Here is an 18969-nt window from a genome sequence, read left to right as displayed (position 1 = left end):
AAAAATGCTTTCTTTATCCGAACAAGTTGTATTAATTACTGGTGCTTCTACTGGCATTGGGGCAGCACTGGCAAAAATTTTAGCAGAACGATTTAAGACGATTCGCTTAGTCTTGGCAGCTAGAGATGCAGACAAGTTGGAAAAGGTCGCTAGTCACTGTCGGCAATTAGGGGCAGAAGTTCTCATCGTTCCCACAGATTTAGCACAGACTGACCAAGTTGAAGCCCTAGCCCAAGCCGCGATCGCAAAATTCGGTCGCGTTGATGCTTTAGTTAATAATGCTGGCTACGGACAGATGGGACCCATAGAACTCATTCCCCACGAAGCTGCTGCCAGACAATTTCAAATCAACGTGCTAGCACCCTTAGCGCTGATCCGCAGCTTAATTCCGCTGATGCGCGATCGCGGTGGTGGCAGAATTATCAATATTAGTTCGCTGGGTGGTAGGATGGCTTTCCCGTTTGGCGGTTTGTATAGTGGTTCAAAATTTGCCCTCGAAGGACTCAGCGATGCTTTGCGCATGGAACTAGCACCATTCAATATTAAAGTCAGCGTCATCGAACCAGGTCCAGTCAGCACGGATTTTTTTGCCGCCGCCGCCCAAGCTGTAGAATCAACCGTAGCCACTCCCGAACGCACCCCCTATCGCGCTGCTTTTGAAAAATTAAAAGATTTAGAGAAACACACGAGTAGCCGTGCTTGGAGTGCCGAACGAGTTGCAGAAGCAATTGTTAAAGCACTGACAGATTCTCATCCCCGCCCGCGCTATATTGCAGCAACAGGGGGAAATTTTTTGGTGTTTATGATGACGAAAGTTTTATCAACTAAAGTTGTCGATCGCTTTTGGCAACGATTTTATGGCATTAACCTCGTAGCGCAAGATTGGCAAAAGCATCGTTTAGGCTTGAAGGATGAAGTATAAATGAATTGGTAATTGGTAATTGGTAGTTGGTAGTTGGTAGTTCTCGATCGCTACCCTAATCCCTTAGTGCTAAATCCTAATCCCTCCTGACCCATTACCCATTACCTATTACCTATTACCATCAAAAAATGGATCTACTAGAGTATCAAGCTAAAGAATGGTTTCGCGAGATTGGTATTCCAGTTTTACCTTCCCAAAGAATCGATCGTCCTCGCGATTTGAAGGGGTTGAAGATTCCCTATCCAGTAGTACTCAAATCGCAAGTGCGGACGGGAGGTAGGGGAAAAGCTGGGGGAGTAAAGATCGTCACGAACACGATCGACGCGATCGCTGCGGCGCAAACAATTTTTAATTTACCTATTTTAGGGGAATTTCCTGAAGTTTTACTAGCGGAGGCAAAATACAACTCCGATCGCGAGTTTTACCTAGCCATAGTTATCGATGCAGTTGCTCGCCGTCCGTTGCTTCTGGGTTCTACGCAAGGGGGAGTCGATGTTGAATCCAATCCAGAAGCTTTACAACAAGTCATAGTCGAACGAGATTTTTCACCCTTTTATGCCCGCCGATTAGCAGTCAAAATGGGCTTGCAGGGAGATGCACTGGCATCGGTCAGCGCTATCGTGGAAAAAATGTACGGTTTATTCGTGCAGAAAGATTTGGATTTGATCGAAATCAATCCTTTAGGGGTCAGTTCGACTGGGGAGTTAATGGCATTGGATGGTAAAGTTACTGTCAACGACCAAGCGATCGCCCGCCATCCCGATATTTTGATGATGGCAGAAAAAAAAGCTAGCCGTCCTAACGGTTATCCATCAGTCGCTCAAGTTGGCAAGTGGAATGAGGTAGATAAGTCGGGAAATATTGCAATTTTGGGCAATGGCGCGGGGTTATTGATGGCAACTTTAGATTTGATCGCCACAGCCAGTCACCGCAAACCATCTGTTTGCTTAAATGTGGGACATGGAAGAATTGGCGCAAATGGGGGGTTGAATTTTTGCGATCGCGTCGTCCAAGGTCTAGAATTGATCGCTCAAGATAAATCTATCCACGCGATCTTAGTTAATATTCTTTGTAGCGTGCCGACAACTGTAGAAGTGGCTGAGGCGATCGCGACTTTCGTACAACAGCACGACAATAAGACGCACAAAACTCGTTCTCATGCCCAATACCCTAAACTAGTCGTGCGCTTGGCAGGAACGGATTTAGCAGATGCCAAAGCAAAGCTAGATGCGGTACAAGTCTCTTCAATGGAAGATTTAGACGAAGCGATCGCCCAAGCCGTCCGTGTTGCGAAAAGTTCGTTGCCTAAAAGAAGTGAGTGATGAAATTAAAGCCTGATAGTAAAGTTTTAATTCAGGGCATGACAGCATCGCTCTGGTCGCCCTACATTGCTCGTATGCAAGCCTACGGGACGCAGATTGTTGCCGCAGTTAGTCCTGGTCAAACGACATCTATTGACGATTTACCCGTGTTCGATTTGGTCGAACAGGCAGTAGCGGCAGTTGGGGCGATCGATACGACGATTATTTTCGTCCCTCCCTATCAAGCTTTAGATGCTGCGTTAGAGGCGATCGCTTCTGGGATAAAACAAATTATTATCATCTCTGCTGGCGTACCTCCTTTGGATATGGTGCGCTTGTTGCGTAAAGCAGAGGCAAACGAAACCATAATTGTAGGACCAAACAGTCCGGGTATTATCATTCCTGGCAAATTACTTTTGGGAACCCATGCCAGTGAATTTTATACTCCAGGTTCGATTGGTATTGTCAGTCGCAGCACGACTCTGACTTACGAAATTGCCTTGGGATTGACTAAAGCCGGGTTAGGGCAGTCAATTGCTGTCAGTATTGGCAGTGATGCAATTATTGGTTCTTCTTTTCTACAATGGCTGCAAATTTTCGATGAAGACGATACTACAGAAGCGATCGTTTTAGTCGGGGAACCTGGGGGAAATAGCGAAGAAGCTGCGGCGCGTTACATTGCCGAGGCGATCGATAAACCAGTTATAGCCTACATTGCTGGTTGTCATGCGCCAGCTGGCAAACACTGGGGGCATACTGGGACGCTAGCAGCCGTGGTTGGCAGAGGAGATAATGTCGGTACGGCAAAAAGCAAGTTAGAAGCTTTCAAAGCGGCAAAAGTTCCAGTTGCAGAACGCCCCTCGCAAATTGCTGAATTGGTGAAAAAGGCATTAAAGAAAAAATAAAAGATGCAGTTTGATACTTCCGAATTGACTCGAAATCTTTGATGAATAGAGAACAGGGAAAAGTCAAGGATATGAAATCTAGATGACTCAACCCACACTAAACACCCAAGGCTTAATGGCGGCTCTATGTGCCGCAGCTACTTGGGGTATGGTAGGTGTATTTGTCCGCTGGCTTCCAGGATGGTCTGCTTTTGCAGTTTTGGCAGGTCGCTTTCTGGTTGCCACTGTTGCAATGCTGCCGATCCTTTTTCTAGCGCCGAGTGTCCGACACGATCTGATTCGCTCCCTTCGCACTTCAACGATCTGGTGGCTGAGTTTGCCAGCTATTGGAGGTTATGTCTTAGGCACGACGGCATTTCAGCTAGCACCTGTGGGAGAAGTGACATTATTATTCACAACCTCACCCTTGTTTATTATTGCCTACAAATATGTTGTGCGCTTACACGTTAAACGAAATGAAGGCTTTGGAATGCTGCTGGCTATGGCTGGAGCCAGTGCGATCGTGCTGCCTCTATCTACCGATCGCGCTGTCTCTTGGGCAACTCTAGCAGGCTACCTTTTGGCATTAGGTGCTGCTGGTTCGATCGCAATTTATACACTTTGGTTTAATGCATTTGCTCAGCAAAACATTGCGCCAAAATCGATAAATGTGGTTTTTCTGACCTGTTTGCTAGGAACTGGAGTTTAGACTAGTTTCCGGTGCGAAACTTAAAAGTCTTACAGTGATTGAGATAGAACTTTTAGGTACTCAATCCGAGTTGGGCTGGTGAGAGGTGTTACGAAAGAAATATCATATCGAGCAAAAATTTAGAACTCTGCTGCAATTAACTGGAAAGATGGATGCTGAAATGGTTGAGATTGACCAGATTCTCGATGATGAGAACCTATTAGAGTTAGTTGAAGCTGACTTATCTCTCGCGTTCTTCTCATGCAACCAAAACCGGCAGAAATTCAACTCCTGTAGAAGTTATACTACGGATGATAGTTCTGAAACACTTACGCTGCCTGAGTTACGAAAAGACCATCAAAAACGTAAGTGAAAGTTTAGTTCTAAGACAATTCTGCCGAGTATATTTTCAGCCACTACCGAACAAGAGTACGCGCTTTTCGTTGGTCGAATCAAATAAGTGAAACAACTTTGAAGAAACTGAATCAACGACTGACGCAAATGGCTATCGAGCTGCAATTAACTAAAGCACAAAAGATGAGAACAGACGGAACAGTAGGAGCCACAAATATTCACTTTCCTTCTGATAATAGCTTATTAGTAGATGGGGTGAGAGTTATGAGCCGTCTGTTGTACAAGGCTAAAGAAATTCTGAGTTCAAACTCAAAAATTCATCCTCGATTATTCCAAAACCGTTACCGGACAGCTAGAAAAATTTCTCGCAATATTGATAGTCTATCTCAAGCTCGAAGCCAGTGGGGTCGTCAAAATAGAGAACAAGCTTATCGCCGATTACTTGAAGTAACTCAAGCTAGTCTTAAACAAGCTCAAAAGGTACAGGTTCTTCTCAAGGATTCAACCGATTTAAAAGCGGCAAAAGTTGGTTGAGCTTTAGCTATTTTTATTCCTCGCGTCACACAAGTTATTGCTCAGTCATCTCGCCGTGTTTTACGTCAAGAAAGAGTTTCGGCTCATGAAAAACTCGTGAGTATCTTTGAAGCTCATACTGACATTATCTGTCGAGGAAAACCTAATTTATCAACAGAATTTGGACATAAAGTTTGGTTAGATGAAGTTGATGGAGGGCTAATCAGTAATTATCGAGTTCTCAAAGGTAATCCTCACGATACGCAACAGTGGGTTGAGAGCCTTGACCAACATCTACAAATTTTTGGTCGTCCACCCAAGCAAGCAAGCGCCGACCGAGGAGTTTATTCTCACCCAAATGAAAACTATGCTCAAAAATTAGGAGTCAAACAAGTAATCCTCCCCAAGGGAGGCTATAAGAGTAAAGAAAGAGATAATTTTGAAAGAAAGAGAAATTTTCAGAAAGGTCGCCGCTGGCATAACGGGATAGAAGGACGTATAAGTGTTCTCACACATATGCTTTGGATTAGAACGATGTTTATACAAAACTAGTAGAGGTTTTGAACGTTGGGTAGGATGGGGAATCATCGCTCATAATTTGGCTAGCATGAGGAGAAATTTGAGCAAAACTGATAAAAATACTTGAAATATTAACTATTTATTTTGGAATTGCTAGAGCTAGTTAATCACTATCTAAAATAGTTGGTATTATTCAACTATTGAAATATTTATTAATCTTCTCGAAATGAATTCATTCACAAAATCTTATTAACAATATGCAGAGCTACACTAATTTTTTCACTGATACTTTCTCATGTTTTGCACCGGAAACTAGTCTAAACTCCAATTTTGGAGTTACGCGCTTGAAAATTGAGATCTCGATCCCCCCTAGCCCCCCTTTTGAAGGGGGAATGAATGCCCCCTTTTTAAGGGGGTTGGGGGATCGGCTACTGCTGCGGTACGCGCCAAACATCAATTGTGCCATTACCAGTCCCGCTAACTAATGTTTGTCCCCTGGGACTGAAGGCGACGGCATTAAAATAGTCTGCATTTCCTGTCACGTAGCCGATTAAGGTGTGGCGTAACTTGCCTGTCTCCAGATTCCACAGCTTGACAACGCGATCGCTACTGTTACTTGCCAGTGTTTTACCATCAGAGCCGATCGCAACAGAAGTGACTACGCTGCGATCGCTGCTCAAGGTACGAACGAGCTGACCCGTATTCAGATTCCACAGTTTAATTGTCCCATCACTACTGCCACTAGCAATTTGTCCGTTGTTGCTCGTAGCTAGGGAAAACACATTTCCAGCACCACTGATAGTCCGAATTAACTTGCCTGTATCCAGATTCCACAACTTAATCGTCTCGTCGCTGCTACCAGTGGCAAGAATTTGTCCATCGCGGCTGATGGCAACAGCATTGACATCGCCGGAATGTCCGTTGAGGTTATGTCGCAATTGACCTGTATTCAAATTCCACAGCTTGACAATTCCGTCATTGCTCCCACTTGCCAAAGTTTGTCCGTCGGTCGCGATCGCCACTGAATTAACATGGTTTAATCCGCCACTGAGAGTTTGGATCAGTTTACCCGTGTGAGGATTCCACAACTTGATCGTGCGATCGCCACTCCCACTAGCAAGAATTTCTCCATCTGGACTCAGCGTTAGGGAATGGACGTGACCTGAATGTCCGGTTAAAAGACGCTGTAGTTTGCCCGTATTAAAATCCCAAATTTTAATTGACCCATCACCGCTACCAGTAGCAAACGTTTGCCCATCAGAGCTGAAAGTGACACAATTATAGTTACTAAAAATCGGCGCGTTTACACTCAGAGGAGCGCGGTGAGCATCAACTGAGCGCCCACCTGCCGATCTTTCTAGTAGCAAGCTGCTCGGTAAACTCCGCATCACCGCAAATACATCGGCTGGAAATACTCCAAATCGACTGTAGGCATAGATTTGAGTTCCAAGCAAAAAAAGTAGAAGAGTTGCACCACCTGCAACTAAAGCACTGAGATTGCGCGGATGTAATCTAATTGGTGGTAGCGATCGCCTGCGGGTAGGAGTAGAACTAAAGCGTTGAAGTTGTTGTAAGTCGTATAGTACTTTGTCTGCTGATTGGTAGCGATCGCTTATTTGGAAACGCACCATCTTGTCTAAAATTGCTGCTAGGTGAGGTGAAACTTGGGCGCGATCGCGCCAGATAATTTCCCCATCTGCATCTTCGCTTAATTCGCTCGGCGCAACTCCAGTCAAGGCTTGGATTGCCGACATTCCCAGCGCATATATATCGCTAGCATAACGCGGTCTGCCTCTAGCTTGTTCGATGGGCATATATCCCGGTGTGCCGATCGCGCGCGTGAAAGTAACTTGTCCGTTTCCAACAACTATCTGAGTATTAACTTGCTTGACTGCCCCAAAGTCAATTAAGATCGATCTCCCGTCTTTGTGTCGTCGAATGATATTACTAGGTTTAATATCTCGATGAATGACTTGACTCTGGTGGACAAAATTCAAAATTTCTAGTACATCTACAAGTAGATTGAATACCTCTGCTTCTGGTAGCTGCTGACCGTCTGCCAGCAACGTACTTAAGGGATAACCTTCAACGAGTTCCTGTACTAAATAAAATTCTTCGTTTTCAATAAAATAATCGAGTAAGTCTGGAGTTTTCTCGTGTCTTCTTCCCAAACTTTCTAAAACTCTAGCTTCAGAATCAAATAATAGTTTTGCTTCTCGTAATGTGTTTGGATCGTTGCTTGCGGGTTTCAACCGTTTCACCACGCACTGTCTTTTCATTCTGCGCAGGTCTTCAGCGAGGTAGGTTTCCCCATAGTAGCCGCGTCCCAATTGACTAATAATGCTGTAGCGCCCGTCTAGCAGTGTACCTAGCATTAGTCGATCTTATCCAGCAGCAGAGCGTCCATATTGTTACCGAGTCAGCGATCGCAGTTAAACTCCAAAGTACGCATTCCTTCTGCCCCTGTCATCTGTCCTCTGCCTTATTTTCACTTTGACGAAGCTAATTTGTCGGCAATGCGGGTAGTTTCTGGCAGACGATATTTTGGCGTACATTGCAAAACATAATCGATCGCAGTGGTTAAGCTGACTCGATGCCCGCTAGAAATATAGAGTGGTTTTGTCCCAGTTCTGGTTCTAAGTACTGCACCAATAGTTTCTCCTTTATCGGTTAAGAGTTGCCAACTACCTCGTGCTTCTGGGACTTCTTGATGTTTGCCAATCAGTAGAGACTTTGCCACACCTATAGTTGGTATATTCACAATTAACCCTAAATGACAAGCGATTCCAAATCGACGCGGATGAGCAATTCCCTGACCGTCACACAAAATTATATCGGGCGTAATGTTAATTTTTTCCAGAGCATCAAGAACGGCAGGAACTTCCCGAAATGATAAGAATCCTGGGATATAGGGAAAACTTGTCGGACGACGTGCGATCGCTGTTTCTTGGAGTTGCAGACTGGGAAAACTTAGCACGGCAACCGCAGCTCGACTTATCGTACCATCTGCCTCAAAACCCATATCTACACCTGCAACATACTGTACTGGTGTCGGAATTTTATCTGTAGTAATAATTTCACCTCGTAATTTTTCTTGAATTGCGATCGCTTCTGCTGTAGTTAAAGTCCAAGTATGGCGTTGGTTAATCTTCATGAATCAGTTGTCAGTCAGTGTAGAGACGTTATATGTAACGTCTCTACAAAGTTATCAGTTATCAGCAACCAGTTATCAATAACTCAGGAAGACGCTTATCTTAAGATTTTTAGCAATTTTCCCCAAATTCTATTATTTGAGCGCTTAATACAATTAAAACCAAACAGTACGGATTAATAATGAATAATTGGTATTGAATAACTAAATGAACAAGTAGACAGTGACTTGACTTTTCACCTAACCACTAGCCACTAGCCACTAGCCACTAATTTTATGAGAAACAGCGATTATCTTAAAACAAGTTTGCCCTTTGCTGGCGGGATCGTTCTATTAATTGTTGCATTCATCTTTCGTCCTTTTGCGATCGTTAATGTAGGGCAAAGAGGCGTAATGATGCAATTTGGCAAAGTTCAAGAGGGAATTCTGGATGAAGGATTACATGCGATCGTACCTTTTGTCACCACAGTTAAAACTTTGAGCGTGCGCGTTCAGAAAAGTAGTTTTAATGCTGATGCTGCTTCTAAAGACTTGCAAAAAGTCACCACAGAACTAGCTGTTAACTGGCACATCGATCCTACACAGGTCAATAAGATTTTTCAACGAGTCGGGGATGAAGAACAAATCGTTGACGGGATCGTTACTCCAGCCGTCTCCGAAGTTCTCAAAGCGGCAACTGCAAAAAAAACTGCGGAAGAAATTATTACCAAAAGAACAGACTTAAAAGCAGAAATTGACGATGCTCTAAAATCTCGTCTGGGAGATTATGGAGTCATGGTAGACGACGTTTCTCTAGTGAATTTTTCCTTCTCGCCAGAGTTTAGCAAAGCTATTGAGTCAAAACAAATTGCCGAACAGGAAGCCAAGCAAGCAGATTTTGTTGCTTTAAAAGCGACAAAAGAAGCGCAAGCAGAAGTCAACCGTGCTAAAGGACAAGCAGAAGCGCAAAGATTGCAGCGACTCACTTTGACTCCAGAAATATTGCAAAAACAAGCGATTGAAAAATGGGATGGGCGTTTCCCTACAGTCATGAGCGGTAACAGTAGTCTACCTTTAATAAATATCAATCCTGCCGATTTGAACAATAAGAAATAATTATGAGCGATCGGTTGATGGTGAGTGGCTAGTGGCTAGACTCTTTTCTAGTCACTAATCACTAGCCACTAGTCACTGACAACTGATAACTGTTACTTAAACTTTTTGCTTGCATTCATAATATCTCTTGTACTCTTCGTCTAAATTCTCTCGATTGGGAAGCTTTTTATACAAAATTTTTTGCTGGAGTGGCTGTAAGCTCCTATACTAGTTATTTATATTTAAAATTCACGGAAAAACATTTATACCGAACTTTCTTTTGTTCTACGTAAAACGAATGCCTATTCCTAAAGATATAAGTCAACTGGTATAGCGAGACACTTTTTATTTGTGCTAGCTACCTTAATACTAGTTAGTGGATAGAACGTTCTATTTAATAGCACCAGTCTTGGTGGAATGCATTAGTTACTGGGTGCGGGTGCTGTCTTTTATAGCCCCGCTTGCCCATTTCACCTGACTGTGATGCTTCAGAGTGAGTCCGTAAGTCCGTAAGATTGTCCAAATCAAATAGGAATAAGGCAAAACAATGAAACCGCTGATTTCCCCAGAAGAACTTGCGACTTTAGTGCAGCAGGAGTCAATAGCGATCGTTGACACTCGCGCTCCAGAAGAGTACGCAATTGCCCATATTCCTGGCGCAGTCAATATTCGCGAGATTTTTACTTATTTAGCTGCCTCTACACCTGAAGGATTGAATAGCCTGCACGCGGAATTTACCAAACTTTTAGGCGTAGCTGGTATTTCAGGTAGAGAAAAGATTGTCATCTACGAAGAGGCGATGAATAAAGGCTTTGGACAATCTTGTCGAGGATACTTTCTACTGAAGTATTTTGGGTGTCAGCAAGTATCCGTATTGCATGGCGGTTATCAAGCTTGGTTGAAGATGGGGTTACCGACAACTGCGGAAGTTCCTACACCAGAACCAACAACGTTTGTGATGGACATCGATCCGGCAATTATGGTGACTACAGAACAGATGTTGCAATCTTTGGACAACCCAGCCATTATCAAGTTAGACGTGCGCGATCGCGATGAGTGGATGGGTGACAGTTCTTCTCCTTATGGCGTAGATTTCTGTCCCCGCAAAGGTAGAATTCCCGGTGCGGTTTGGATTGAGTGGTATGACTTCATGGTTCCCAATACTGAAATTCCTACACTCCGTTCCAAAGAAGAAGTTTTAGCAATGTGTGAGAAGGTGGGCATTACTCCAGAATCAACGGTGTATGTCTACTGTTTCAAAGGTTCTCGCGCCTCCAACACCTTAATCGCCCTTCAAGAAGCGGGAATTAAAAATGTGAGAAACTATTTTGCTTCTTGGAATGAATGGTCTCGCGATCCATCTTTGCCAATTGAGACAGGCAAACCAGTTAACAGTTATCAGTTTTCAGTGACCAGTTAACAGTGAACAAAGGGAGCAGGGAGCAGGGAGCAGGGAGCAGTAGAGAGTGATTAATTAATCTGAATTGCGCTCATGGCGCGAAAAGGCGCGAAAAGGCGCGAATTGCCCATTACCCATTACCAATTACCCATTACCGCTTGCCTTTGCAACTGGTACATGCGATCGAACAATTGCCAGCAATATTTTTCTGACAAGCCGCAAGTTACTGCACCTCTAAGGACTACATCAAAATACCAGTCGTTAGGGGGCATTTCTGTTGCTAGTTTATTCACGACAACGTATGTCCTCACGCCTTTGTAGATACGTTCTCGGCTGTGGACGCTGATTCTTTCGTGACGATACCAATTTTCAGCGACTCCCTCACGGCGATCGAGGGCTTGGCTCAGGCGTTTTGGTAGCATGTACAATACCCCTTCCACGCTAGCTGTTTTATCGGGGACAACATCCAATACACCAGAGTTTCGCAACGGAGAATAGGAGTAGAAGCCTAACCTGTAGCCTTTGAGAGTCGCAGGACCGATCGCATATACGTGAGTTTTTTCACCGAGCGATCGCTTTAAATCTACCGGACACATACAAGAGCCGTAAGCAAAATAGTAAAACATCGGTTCGCGTTGCTGTTGCTGACTCAAATAGGCATTGCCGATCGCGTTTTTACCGATAGTTTCATCAGTACTTGCTACCCAGTCTTGTAATTGTCCTAGCCCGCTCATAAGCTGATGGTAGTAAAAAGTCAAAAGTTAAAAGGCAAAAGGCTGAAAGCTACAACACGCTCAAGTTTAGCTAACTGCATGGTGCAAATTAGATGTGCTACAGCTGACTCGCTATGAGCATTATCTTATCAGACACTCTAATTTAAAGCAACGTATCCCGATAAGATAACCGTAGATTATGATTAGTTGTTGGTTGTTGGTTGTTAGTTGATGGTTGTTTTTCTCCCTCAGCAATCTTGCGCTCCCTCAGCTCCCTCAGCTCTCTTTCCCCTGCTCCCTTACATAGACAAACTTAACTGCGAACCATTTTGAGTCTTGACGACTTCGATGCGGGCTTGGAAAGCTTCTTTGAAATAGGGCATGTGCGTCACTGCGAGGATGCAGGAAAAGTCAGCAGCGATCGCGTTGACGGCGGCAATTAGGCGATCGCACCCTTCTTGGTCTTGCGTGCCGAACCCCTCATCAACAATCAATAATTGTAAAGATGCTCCTGCTCTTTGGGCTAACAATCTCGCCAGGGCTAGTCTAATGGCAAAATTGATCCGAAATGCCTCGCCGCCAGAGTAGGTTTCGTAAGGTCTGGTTCCCCGTGCATCGGCAATTAAAATATCTAAGGTATCGATCGTTTTGGCATTTTTTTTCGCTGCGCGTCCGCTACGTCCGGTTTTTTGGGTAATAAATTGGACGTGTAACTGGTTGGCAGACAGCCGCGCTAACAATTGGTTGGTTTCTGCTTCCAGTTGAGGTAACAGATTTTCAATCATCAGCGCTTGAATGCCGTTTTTGCCAAACGCCTGCCCTAATTCTTGATAAACTCGCTGTTGCCGACGAGCAACTTGGAGTTGTTGCTGCTGTTGTTCCTGCTGAGCTTGCATCGCGGCTAATTGCTGAGATTGCTGCTGCAAGCGTCCTAACTGACTGAGGCGATCGTCGAGTTGGCGGCGACGAAACGCCAATTGTGATTCTAGAGTTTGAATTTCAGTTGTGGTATTGGGAGACTGTTCTAACTTTTGAATCACTTCTTCAATTTGAACCGCAAGAACTTGGCGTTCGGCAGTTCTAGCTTGTACGGCTTCAGCTAAATCGCGCGATCGCTGCTCTAGTTGAGGATACTGTTCTTGAGCTGAGAGTAGTTGTTGATAGCTCAATTGCCACACTTGGGCTTGTCGAATTGCCGTTCTTAGGGTGCTGTGTCGATCCGGATCGTAACCGATTTCGTCGATGCGATCGGCGATCGCGGCTATTTGTTTGGCACATTCAGACTCAACTTGGTATTGCTCGATTTGCTGAGACAAATCGTCAATTTGCGTTCTCATTTCCGGCTGTCGGGCGATAATTTGTGCCTGTCGCTTTTGAGCATCTTTAATTTGTGCCTGTCGCACTTCTGCCCATCGCAATTTATCGACCTCACTCCGCGCCAAAGCATGGCTTTCTTCGCTGTAGTTGAGTTGCTGAAGTTGGGAATTGAGTTGATTTAATTCTGTTTGTAAATCGGCAGCGTAGTCTCCCTGAGCTAGCGATCGCTCTAGGTGTTGTTTTTCTGCTGCAATTTGTTCTAAGCGACTTTGCAACTCATCGCTAGCAGATAGTTGCGCGATGACTTGTCCCCGTTGCTCTCGTAAAGCATCGTATTGGGTGAGTTTCTGCGCGACTTCCCGATATCGTCGTCGCAGTTCTTGAATTTCAGTTTCCGTGACTACCAACTGTTCTCGGACAACTATAAATTGTTCTTCAGTATCCCTTTTCTGTTCTTTAGTTTTGTCTACGACGCGATTCCAATGATGTTCGTCCAAAGGACGCTCACACAAGGGACACACCGCATCTGGTACGGAGAGCATCTGAATTTTTTGCTCGACTTCTCCTAATTGCTTTTCAAATTCTCGTTGTTGCTCTTGCAGGCGTTCTAAAAAATGGCGGCGTTCCTGTCCTTTTTCCCGTACCCGTTCGATATAGACTTTATCTTTCTCTAGCTGCTCGATTTGGACTGCTACGTCTGTCGCAGTTTGTTGTAGCTGTGACTGAGTCGATTGCTGCTGGCTCAAGGTAATTTGTTGCGTTTCCAGTTCTTCTAGTTTGGCAGTTAACCGCGCTTGGACTTTATCAATTTGAGCTTGCAGGGTATTACGCCGCTGGATCAAAGGAGAAACTTGGAGTTGCAGCCGATCTAAATTTGCCAAGCGATCGCGGGCGGCGGCGAGTTGTAAGACTCCTGCTTCTACTTCCGCCGATTTGCTCAGAGCTTGTTGAGTTTCCTGTTCTTGCTGTTGTAAAATAACTAGCTGACCTTCAGCACGTTGTAATTGGCGCTGAAGTTCGTTGACTTGCTGTACGAGTTGTTGCTGTAATCGAGTGTGCTGTTGTTGGGCGTGGCTGTATTCCTGAAATTTAGTGCTGAATTCTTCTTCCTGCCCTAAGAGATCTTGATAGTGTTGGTATCCGGCTTGAATTTCCGGCTCTCGATTTAAAATCTCTGCTACAGCTGCCAGTTGAGACTCGATCGCTAAATGCTCTTGTTGGAGGCGATCGCGATCCACCGTTAGATTTTGAGACTGCTGTTTGAGGAAACTTAATTGTTGTTCCCAGTTTTGTTGTTGACTGCGAATGACTTGTAAGCTTTTGAGTTGAATGTCATCAAAAGCTTGTTCCTGCTGCAACTGGTTGACTTGAGCTTCAATTTCTGCTAGATGAGTGGCGATCGCTTCTTGTTGTTGTAGTTGGGTGGCAAGCGATTGCAAAGCCTGTTCTAATTGATCGGCTTGAGCGCGAAAAGATTTCGACAGATCTTTTGCCCGTTCCTCTAGTTCGTCATAACGACGCAGTTTCAGTAACTCCGCCAAAATTTCTTTACGTTCGTTGGGGCGCTTGAGCATGAATTCATCAGCTCGTCCCTGACGCAAATACGCTGAGTTAATAAATGTTTCGTAGTCCAGCTTAACGTGTTCTAAAATTAATGACTGAGTGGCTCGGACTCCCTTTTCAGTTAGCGAGCGAAAGCCTTGTGGCGTTTCGACTTGAAACTCTAGGGAACTGCTTTGTCCTCGGTAACGGGTACGAATCACGCGATATTTGTGGCGATCGCTGTAAAACAGAAAATCAACCCGTACTTCTTTTGCTCCGGCATGAATGATATCATCTTCCGCTACAGCACGACTCTGACCCCAAACCGCCCAGGTAATCGCTTCGAGTAGAGATGATTTACCCGCCCCATTCGAGCCACATATACAGGCAATATGTAGCCCGCTAAAATCAAGTGTCGTCTCGCGATAACTGAGGAAGTTTTTAAGTATAAGTTGGACTGGAATCATTTATACTGCTGCGTCACACCCTCGATCTGGAAATAACAGTACAGATGCACTGTCACCTAGTTTATTGTAGTAAAAAATTGATAATGGTAATTGGTAATTGGTAGTTGGTAGTTGGTTGTCGCTAGCGAGCGACAGCAAATACCTTCTAGTTCACCACCAAAACGATCTGACAAATCGCAAATGATAAATGTCAAATGATAACATTTTTTTAAAACAACGCTATAGAAGATCCCCCAACTCCTCTTGATAACGGAGATTTTTTGGAGAGTGTCGCAGTTCTCCGATCTTCCAACCCCAATGAGTTAGAAGTTAAGAAAAAAGTTACACATGAGGTAAATTGGTACGCTCGACGACGAATTACCAATTACCAATTACCAACTCATAATGGAGGACTAAACCAATGACGGCGAAAAAAATTTTGATGCTGGTTGGTGACTACGTAGAAGATTATGAAGTCATGGTTCCATTCCAGGCGCTACAGATGGTAGGACATACAGTTCATGCTGTCTGTCCTGATAAAACAGCAGGGGAAAAGGTACGCACGGCAATACACGATTTTGAAGGCGACCAAACTTACAGTGAGAAGCCAGGACATAACTTTGCCTTAAACGCCTCCTTCGATGAAGTTAAAGCCGAAAACTACGACGCTTTAGTCATACCAGGCGGTAGAGCGCCAGAATACATCCGTCTAAATCAAAAAGTTTTGGATATTGCACGCCACTTTGCCCAAACCAACAAACCAATTGCGGCAATTTGTCACGGCTTACAAGTCCTAGCAGCAGCCGATGTATTACAAGGTAAGAGTTGCACTGCATACCCAGCCTGCGGACCCGACGTGATGAAAACTGGCGGTTTATACGTTCACATTCCTCCAGACGAGGCGATGGTGGATGGTAACTTGGTTACAGCACCCGCATGGCTCGCTCATCCTAACTGGTTAGCAGAATTTCTCAAGTTGTTGGGAACCAACATCGAGCATTTATCAGCTACCAATGACCAGTTACCAGTGAGCAGTTATCAGTGACTAGTGGCTGGTGGCTAGTGGCTAGAAAACTGATGAAGACTTCGCGATCGCTCTTACTAAGTGGCACAAGTTAAGCAGTAGCAGCATTATTTGAAGCACCAAAATAGAAAAAGCTCTTGGGAGTCTTGCCGTGTTTCGACCCCAAGAGCTTTTTCTTTAATACCACTCCTCACACACAACTTTAGTTTAGGCTACTCCTCTAGGGGAAAACAGTAGCACGTGACACTTTGCAAATTGGTTATCGGTTATCAGTGACTGGTGACTGGTGACTGGTGGCTAGTGGCTGAACTCTTTTCTAGTCACTAGCCACTAGTCACTAGCCACTCATCAATGACCATTTTTACAGTACCCTAGAGCAGCACCATACAGCAGCTTGACATGAGTGCTAATGCAATTCGGACTGCTCAACTATGTCGGAGTTTTGGTAATGTTACGGCTTTGGACAACTTATCGCTGGAAGTCCCGCAAGGAATTGTGTTTGGCTTTTTGGGGGCGAATGGTTCTGGTAAAACTACAACAATTAGGCTTCTACTAGGAATTTTAGAGCCAACGGCTGGTCAAGCTGAGGTACTGGGTTTCGATTGCCGTACCCACTCCCATGCCATTCGCCAGCGCACGGGTGCTTTGCTAGAACACCCAGGACTTTACGAACGACTCAGCGCAGAAGATAACTTAGAATTTTACGCTCGGGCTTGGCGCATTCCCACAGCCAAAAGGCGATCGCGGATTCAAGAATTACTTTCACACATGGGTTTGTGGCAGCGCCGCCATCAAAGAGTAGGAGAATGGAGTCGGGGCATGAAACAAAAACTCGCGATCGCTCGGGCGATGTTACATTCTCCGCCATTAATCTTTCTCGACGAACCCACCATCGGACTCGATCCCGTCGCTGCTGCTGCTTTGCGCGACAACATTCAGGAAATGGTAGCGCAGGAAGGAGTGACAGTATTCTTAACGACTCACAACTTGGCAGAAGCCGAAAAATTGTGTCAGCAAGTCGGCGTGATTCGTCAAGGTAAACTTTTAGCAGTAGGACATCCCGAGCGGTTGCGATCGCAAGCTGGCAATCCCAAACTAGAAATTATCGGACGTGGATTTACAGCAAATGCGCTCGATTGGTTAGAGTCTCAACCGCTCATTGCTGAGATTGACATTTCTAAAATTAACAATGAGAGCGATCGCTTAACTATCTCCCAACATCAACTCATCAGTTCTGCTCCCATCGTCAAAATGTTAGTCCAAGCTGGAGTAGAAGTAGAAGAAGTTCGCAAAGTCAGTCCTACGCTGGAAGAGGTTTTTTTAAGCTTGATGGAACAGTAGAGAAATTCGGAATTCGGAATTCGGAATTCGGAATTAAATTCTCCCTCAGCTCTCTTCCCCGACTCCCGACTTCTGTACGGGCGGGTTTATTCGCTCAATTCTGGGTTGTTTCAGGGATATCCTGTAAAAACCCGCCCCTACAACTCCCTATTCGCTTGCTTCTGGTTTCAGTAAAGGAAAGGCGATCGCATCCCGAATACTGGCACAATCGGTTAAGAGCATCACCAGGCGATCGATCCCGATGCCTACACCACCAGTAGGTGGCAAGCCGTACTCTAAAGCTGTGAGAAAGTCTTCGTCTACTCCCTGTGCTTCTAAATCTCCAGCTGCTTTACGGGCTGCTTGTGCTTCTAATCGCTGTCTTTGATCGATCGGATCGCTCAACTCAGAAAATCCGTTGGCGGTTTCGCGTCCAGCTACAAATAACTCAAATCGCTCTACCAAACCAGGCTTTGAGCGGTGAGGCTTGGAAAGTGGCGAAATTTCTACAGGGTAATCGATGACATATGTAGGTTGAATCAGCGTGGCTTCGCAAGATTGTTCAAACGTCTCATTCAAGAGTTTGCCAATCGAAGTACATTCCTCAACTGCTTGAATTCCCGCTTGTTTCGCCGCAACCTTTGCCTCATCTAAACTTGAGAAAGCATGAAAGTCTAATCCTGTTTTCTCCTGTACGAGATCGTGCATCGTCACCCTGCGCCACGGGGGTGTGAGATCGATCGCCTCGTCTTGATAGGTGATTTGCAGCGTGCCTAAGACTTCCCGTGTCACAGTAGTGATGATATTTTCTACCAATTGCATCACGTCGTGATAATCGGCGTAGGCTTGGTAAATTTCAATCGAAGTAAATTCTGGATTGTGACGGGTAGAAACGCCCTCGTTCCGAAAAATGCGCCCCAATTCAAATACTTTCTCAAATCCACCCACGACCAACCGCTTGAGATGGAGTTCTGTGGCAATCCGCAGATACAAATCCATTTCTAGGGTGTTGTGATGCGTGATGAAGGGACGAGCATCAGCCCCGCCTGCTTCTGCTTGTAGCACAGGAGTTTCAATTTCAATAAAACCCTGCTGCTCCAAAAAGCGGCGAATTCCTGCCGTAATTTGAGCGCGACGGCGAAAAGTTTGCCGGACTTCTGGATTGACAATTAAATCTACGTAACGCTGACGATAGCGCTTAGCTACATCAGTCAAGCCATGCCACTTATCGGGCAAGGGAAGTAAAGACTTGGTAAGAATAGCGTATTGGTTAACAAAAACCGATAATTCACCCTTTTCCGTGCGTTTGATCGTCCCTTTTGCGCCTAAAATGTCCCCTGCGTCTGTCAGTTGCTTCAGATGATTGAAGGCATCTGGATCGATCTCTGCCATCGTAGTATCGATTCTTTTTTTATCTAAATACAGCTGGATCGTGCCAGTCTCGTCTTGCAAGCCGAAGAAAGCCAGTTTGCCAAAAACGCGGCGCGCGATGATTCTACCCGCGATCGCCACTTCTATTTCTACCTCTTCCCCATTGGGTAAGTCGGCATACTTTTCTTGTAATTGAGCTGCATGGTGGGTAGATTCCCAACGATAAGCATAGGGATTTAAACCCAACTGCCGCAACTGCTCGACTTTCTCTAACCGCGTGGCACGGATATCTTCTTCTGCCATGACTACTTTCCTAAAGGGAATGCACTGATAAAGGGACGCAATCTTTGATTATAAAGAATTTGTCATTCGTCATTTGTCATTTGTCATTAGCTATCTCTTCCTTATCTCCCTTGTCTTCCTTGTCTCCC

The 18969-nt window shown here is 44.9% G+C and carries 13 protein-coding genes and 1 pseudogene; 9 read left to right on the top strand and 5 right to left on the bottom strand.

The window, feature by feature from the left end:
- Window positions 1-4 precede the first annotated feature (4 nt).
- The 5 genes and pseudogenes from CHRO_RS12795 to CHRO_RS31190 all read left to right on the top strand — a co-directional run bounded on the left by CHRO_RS12795 (window position 5) and on the right by CHRO_RS31190 (window position 5308).
- On the top strand, window positions 5-922 hold the full coding sequence (locus CHRO_RS12795; protein WP_015154627.1) for an SDR family NAD(P)-dependent oxidoreductase: 918 nt from the start codon (window positions 5-7) through the stop codon (window positions 920-922).
- 128 nt (window positions 923-1050) lie between these two features.
- Window positions 1051-2244: a succinate--CoA ligase subunit beta gene (locus tag CHRO_RS12790; protein WP_015154626.1), complete on the top strand. Its 1194-nt coding sequence runs from the start codon at window positions 1051-1053 to the stop codon at window positions 2242-2244.
- A complete protein-coding gene (locus CHRO_RS12785; protein ID WP_015154625.1) occupies window positions 2244-3128 on the top strand; it encodes a succinate--CoA ligase subunit alpha in 885 nt (294 codons plus the stop codon). Before CHRO_RS12790 ends, CHRO_RS12785 begins: the two co-directional genes overlap by 1 nt.
- 82 nt (window positions 3129-3210) lie before the next feature.
- Window positions 3211-3816 (top strand): EamA family transporter, encoded by a 606-nt coding sequence (locus CHRO_RS12780; protein ID WP_015154624.1) that lies wholly within the window; start codon window positions 3211-3213, stop codon window positions 3814-3816.
- Window positions 3817-3901: 85 nt separating this feature from the next.
- Window positions 3902-5308, top strand: a pseudogene (locus CHRO_RS31190) (ISNCY family transposase).
- A gap of 301 nt (window positions 5309-5609) precedes the next feature.
- Here CHRO_RS31190 and CHRO_RS12760 read toward each other — a convergent pair.
- Complete coding sequence (locus CHRO_RS12760) at window positions 5610-7556, bottom strand: serine/threonine-protein kinase (protein WP_015154623.1); 1947 nt, start codon at window positions 7554-7556, stop codon at window positions 5610-5612.
- 113 nt (window positions 7557-7669) lie between these two features.
- Window positions 7670-8335 (bottom strand): deoxyribonuclease V, encoded by a 666-nt coding sequence (nfi, locus tag CHRO_RS12755; RefSeq protein WP_015154622.1) that lies wholly within the window; start codon window positions 8333-8335, stop codon window positions 7670-7672.
- A gap of 273 nt (window positions 8336-8608) precedes the next feature.
- On the opposite strand from nfi, the gene CHRO_RS12750 reads away from it, so the two are divergent.
- Both CHRO_RS12750 and CHRO_RS12745 read left to right on the top strand, forming a co-directional pair.
- Window positions 8609-9427: a prohibitin family protein gene (locus CHRO_RS12750; protein WP_015154621.1), complete on the top strand. Its 819-nt coding sequence runs from the start codon at window positions 8609-8611 to the stop codon at window positions 9425-9427.
- Window positions 9428-9953: 526 nt separating this feature from the next.
- Window positions 9954-10826 carry a sulfurtransferase gene (locus CHRO_RS12745; RefSeq protein ID WP_015154620.1) on the top strand — a complete coding sequence of 291 codons (873 nt, stop codon included), beginning with the start codon at window positions 9954-9956 and terminating at the stop codon, window positions 10824-10826.
- Window positions 10827-10942: 116 nt separating this feature from the next.
- Here CHRO_RS12745 and CHRO_RS12740 read toward each other — a convergent pair whose 3' ends face one another.
- Both CHRO_RS12740 and sbcC read right to left on the bottom strand, forming a co-directional pair.
- Entirely contained in the window at window positions 10943-11539 is a 597-nt protein-coding gene (locus tag CHRO_RS12740) for a gamma-glutamylcyclotransferase (protein ID WP_015154619.1), read from the bottom strand.
- Window positions 11540-11817: 278 nt separating this feature from the next.
- The gene (sbcC, locus tag CHRO_RS12735; RefSeq protein ID WP_015154618.1) at window positions 11818-14844 is read right to left on the bottom strand and encodes an exonuclease subunit SbcC; all 3027 of its coding nucleotides are present in this window, start codon (window positions 14842-14844) and stop codon (window positions 11818-11820) included.
- A gap of 400 nt (window positions 14845-15244) precedes the next feature.
- On the opposite strand from sbcC, the gene CHRO_RS12730 reads away from it, so the two are divergent.
- Together CHRO_RS12730 and CHRO_RS12725 are read left to right on the top strand one after the other, a co-directional pair.
- Complete coding sequence (locus tag CHRO_RS12730) at window positions 15245-15868, top strand: DJ-1/PfpI family protein (RefSeq protein ID WP_015154617.1); 624 nt, start codon at window positions 15245-15247, stop codon at window positions 15866-15868.
- Between the two features lie 378 nt (window positions 15869-16246).
- Complete coding sequence (locus tag CHRO_RS12725; protein ID WP_015154616.1) at window positions 16247-17188, top strand: ABC transporter ATP-binding protein; 942 nt, start codon at window positions 16247-16249, stop codon at window positions 17186-17188.
- A 147-nt stretch (window positions 17189-17335) separates the two neighbouring features.
- Here CHRO_RS12725 and lysS read toward each other — a convergent pair whose 3' ends face one another.
- A complete protein-coding gene (gene lysS / locus CHRO_RS12720) occupies window positions 17336-18841 on the bottom strand; it encodes a lysine--tRNA ligase (protein ID WP_015154615.1) in 1506 nt (501 codons plus the stop codon).
- Window positions 18842-18969 lie beyond the last annotated feature (128 nt).

This window comes from Chroococcidiopsis thermalis PCC 7203 (assembly GCF_000317125.1).
GTDB lineage: Bacteria > Cyanobacteriota > Cyanobacteriia > Cyanobacteriales > Chroococcidiopsidaceae > Chroococcidiopsis > Chroococcidiopsis thermalis.
The sequence above is the reverse complement of the archived record's forward strand: the minus strand, read 5'-3'. Positions and strand labels throughout refer to the sequence as shown.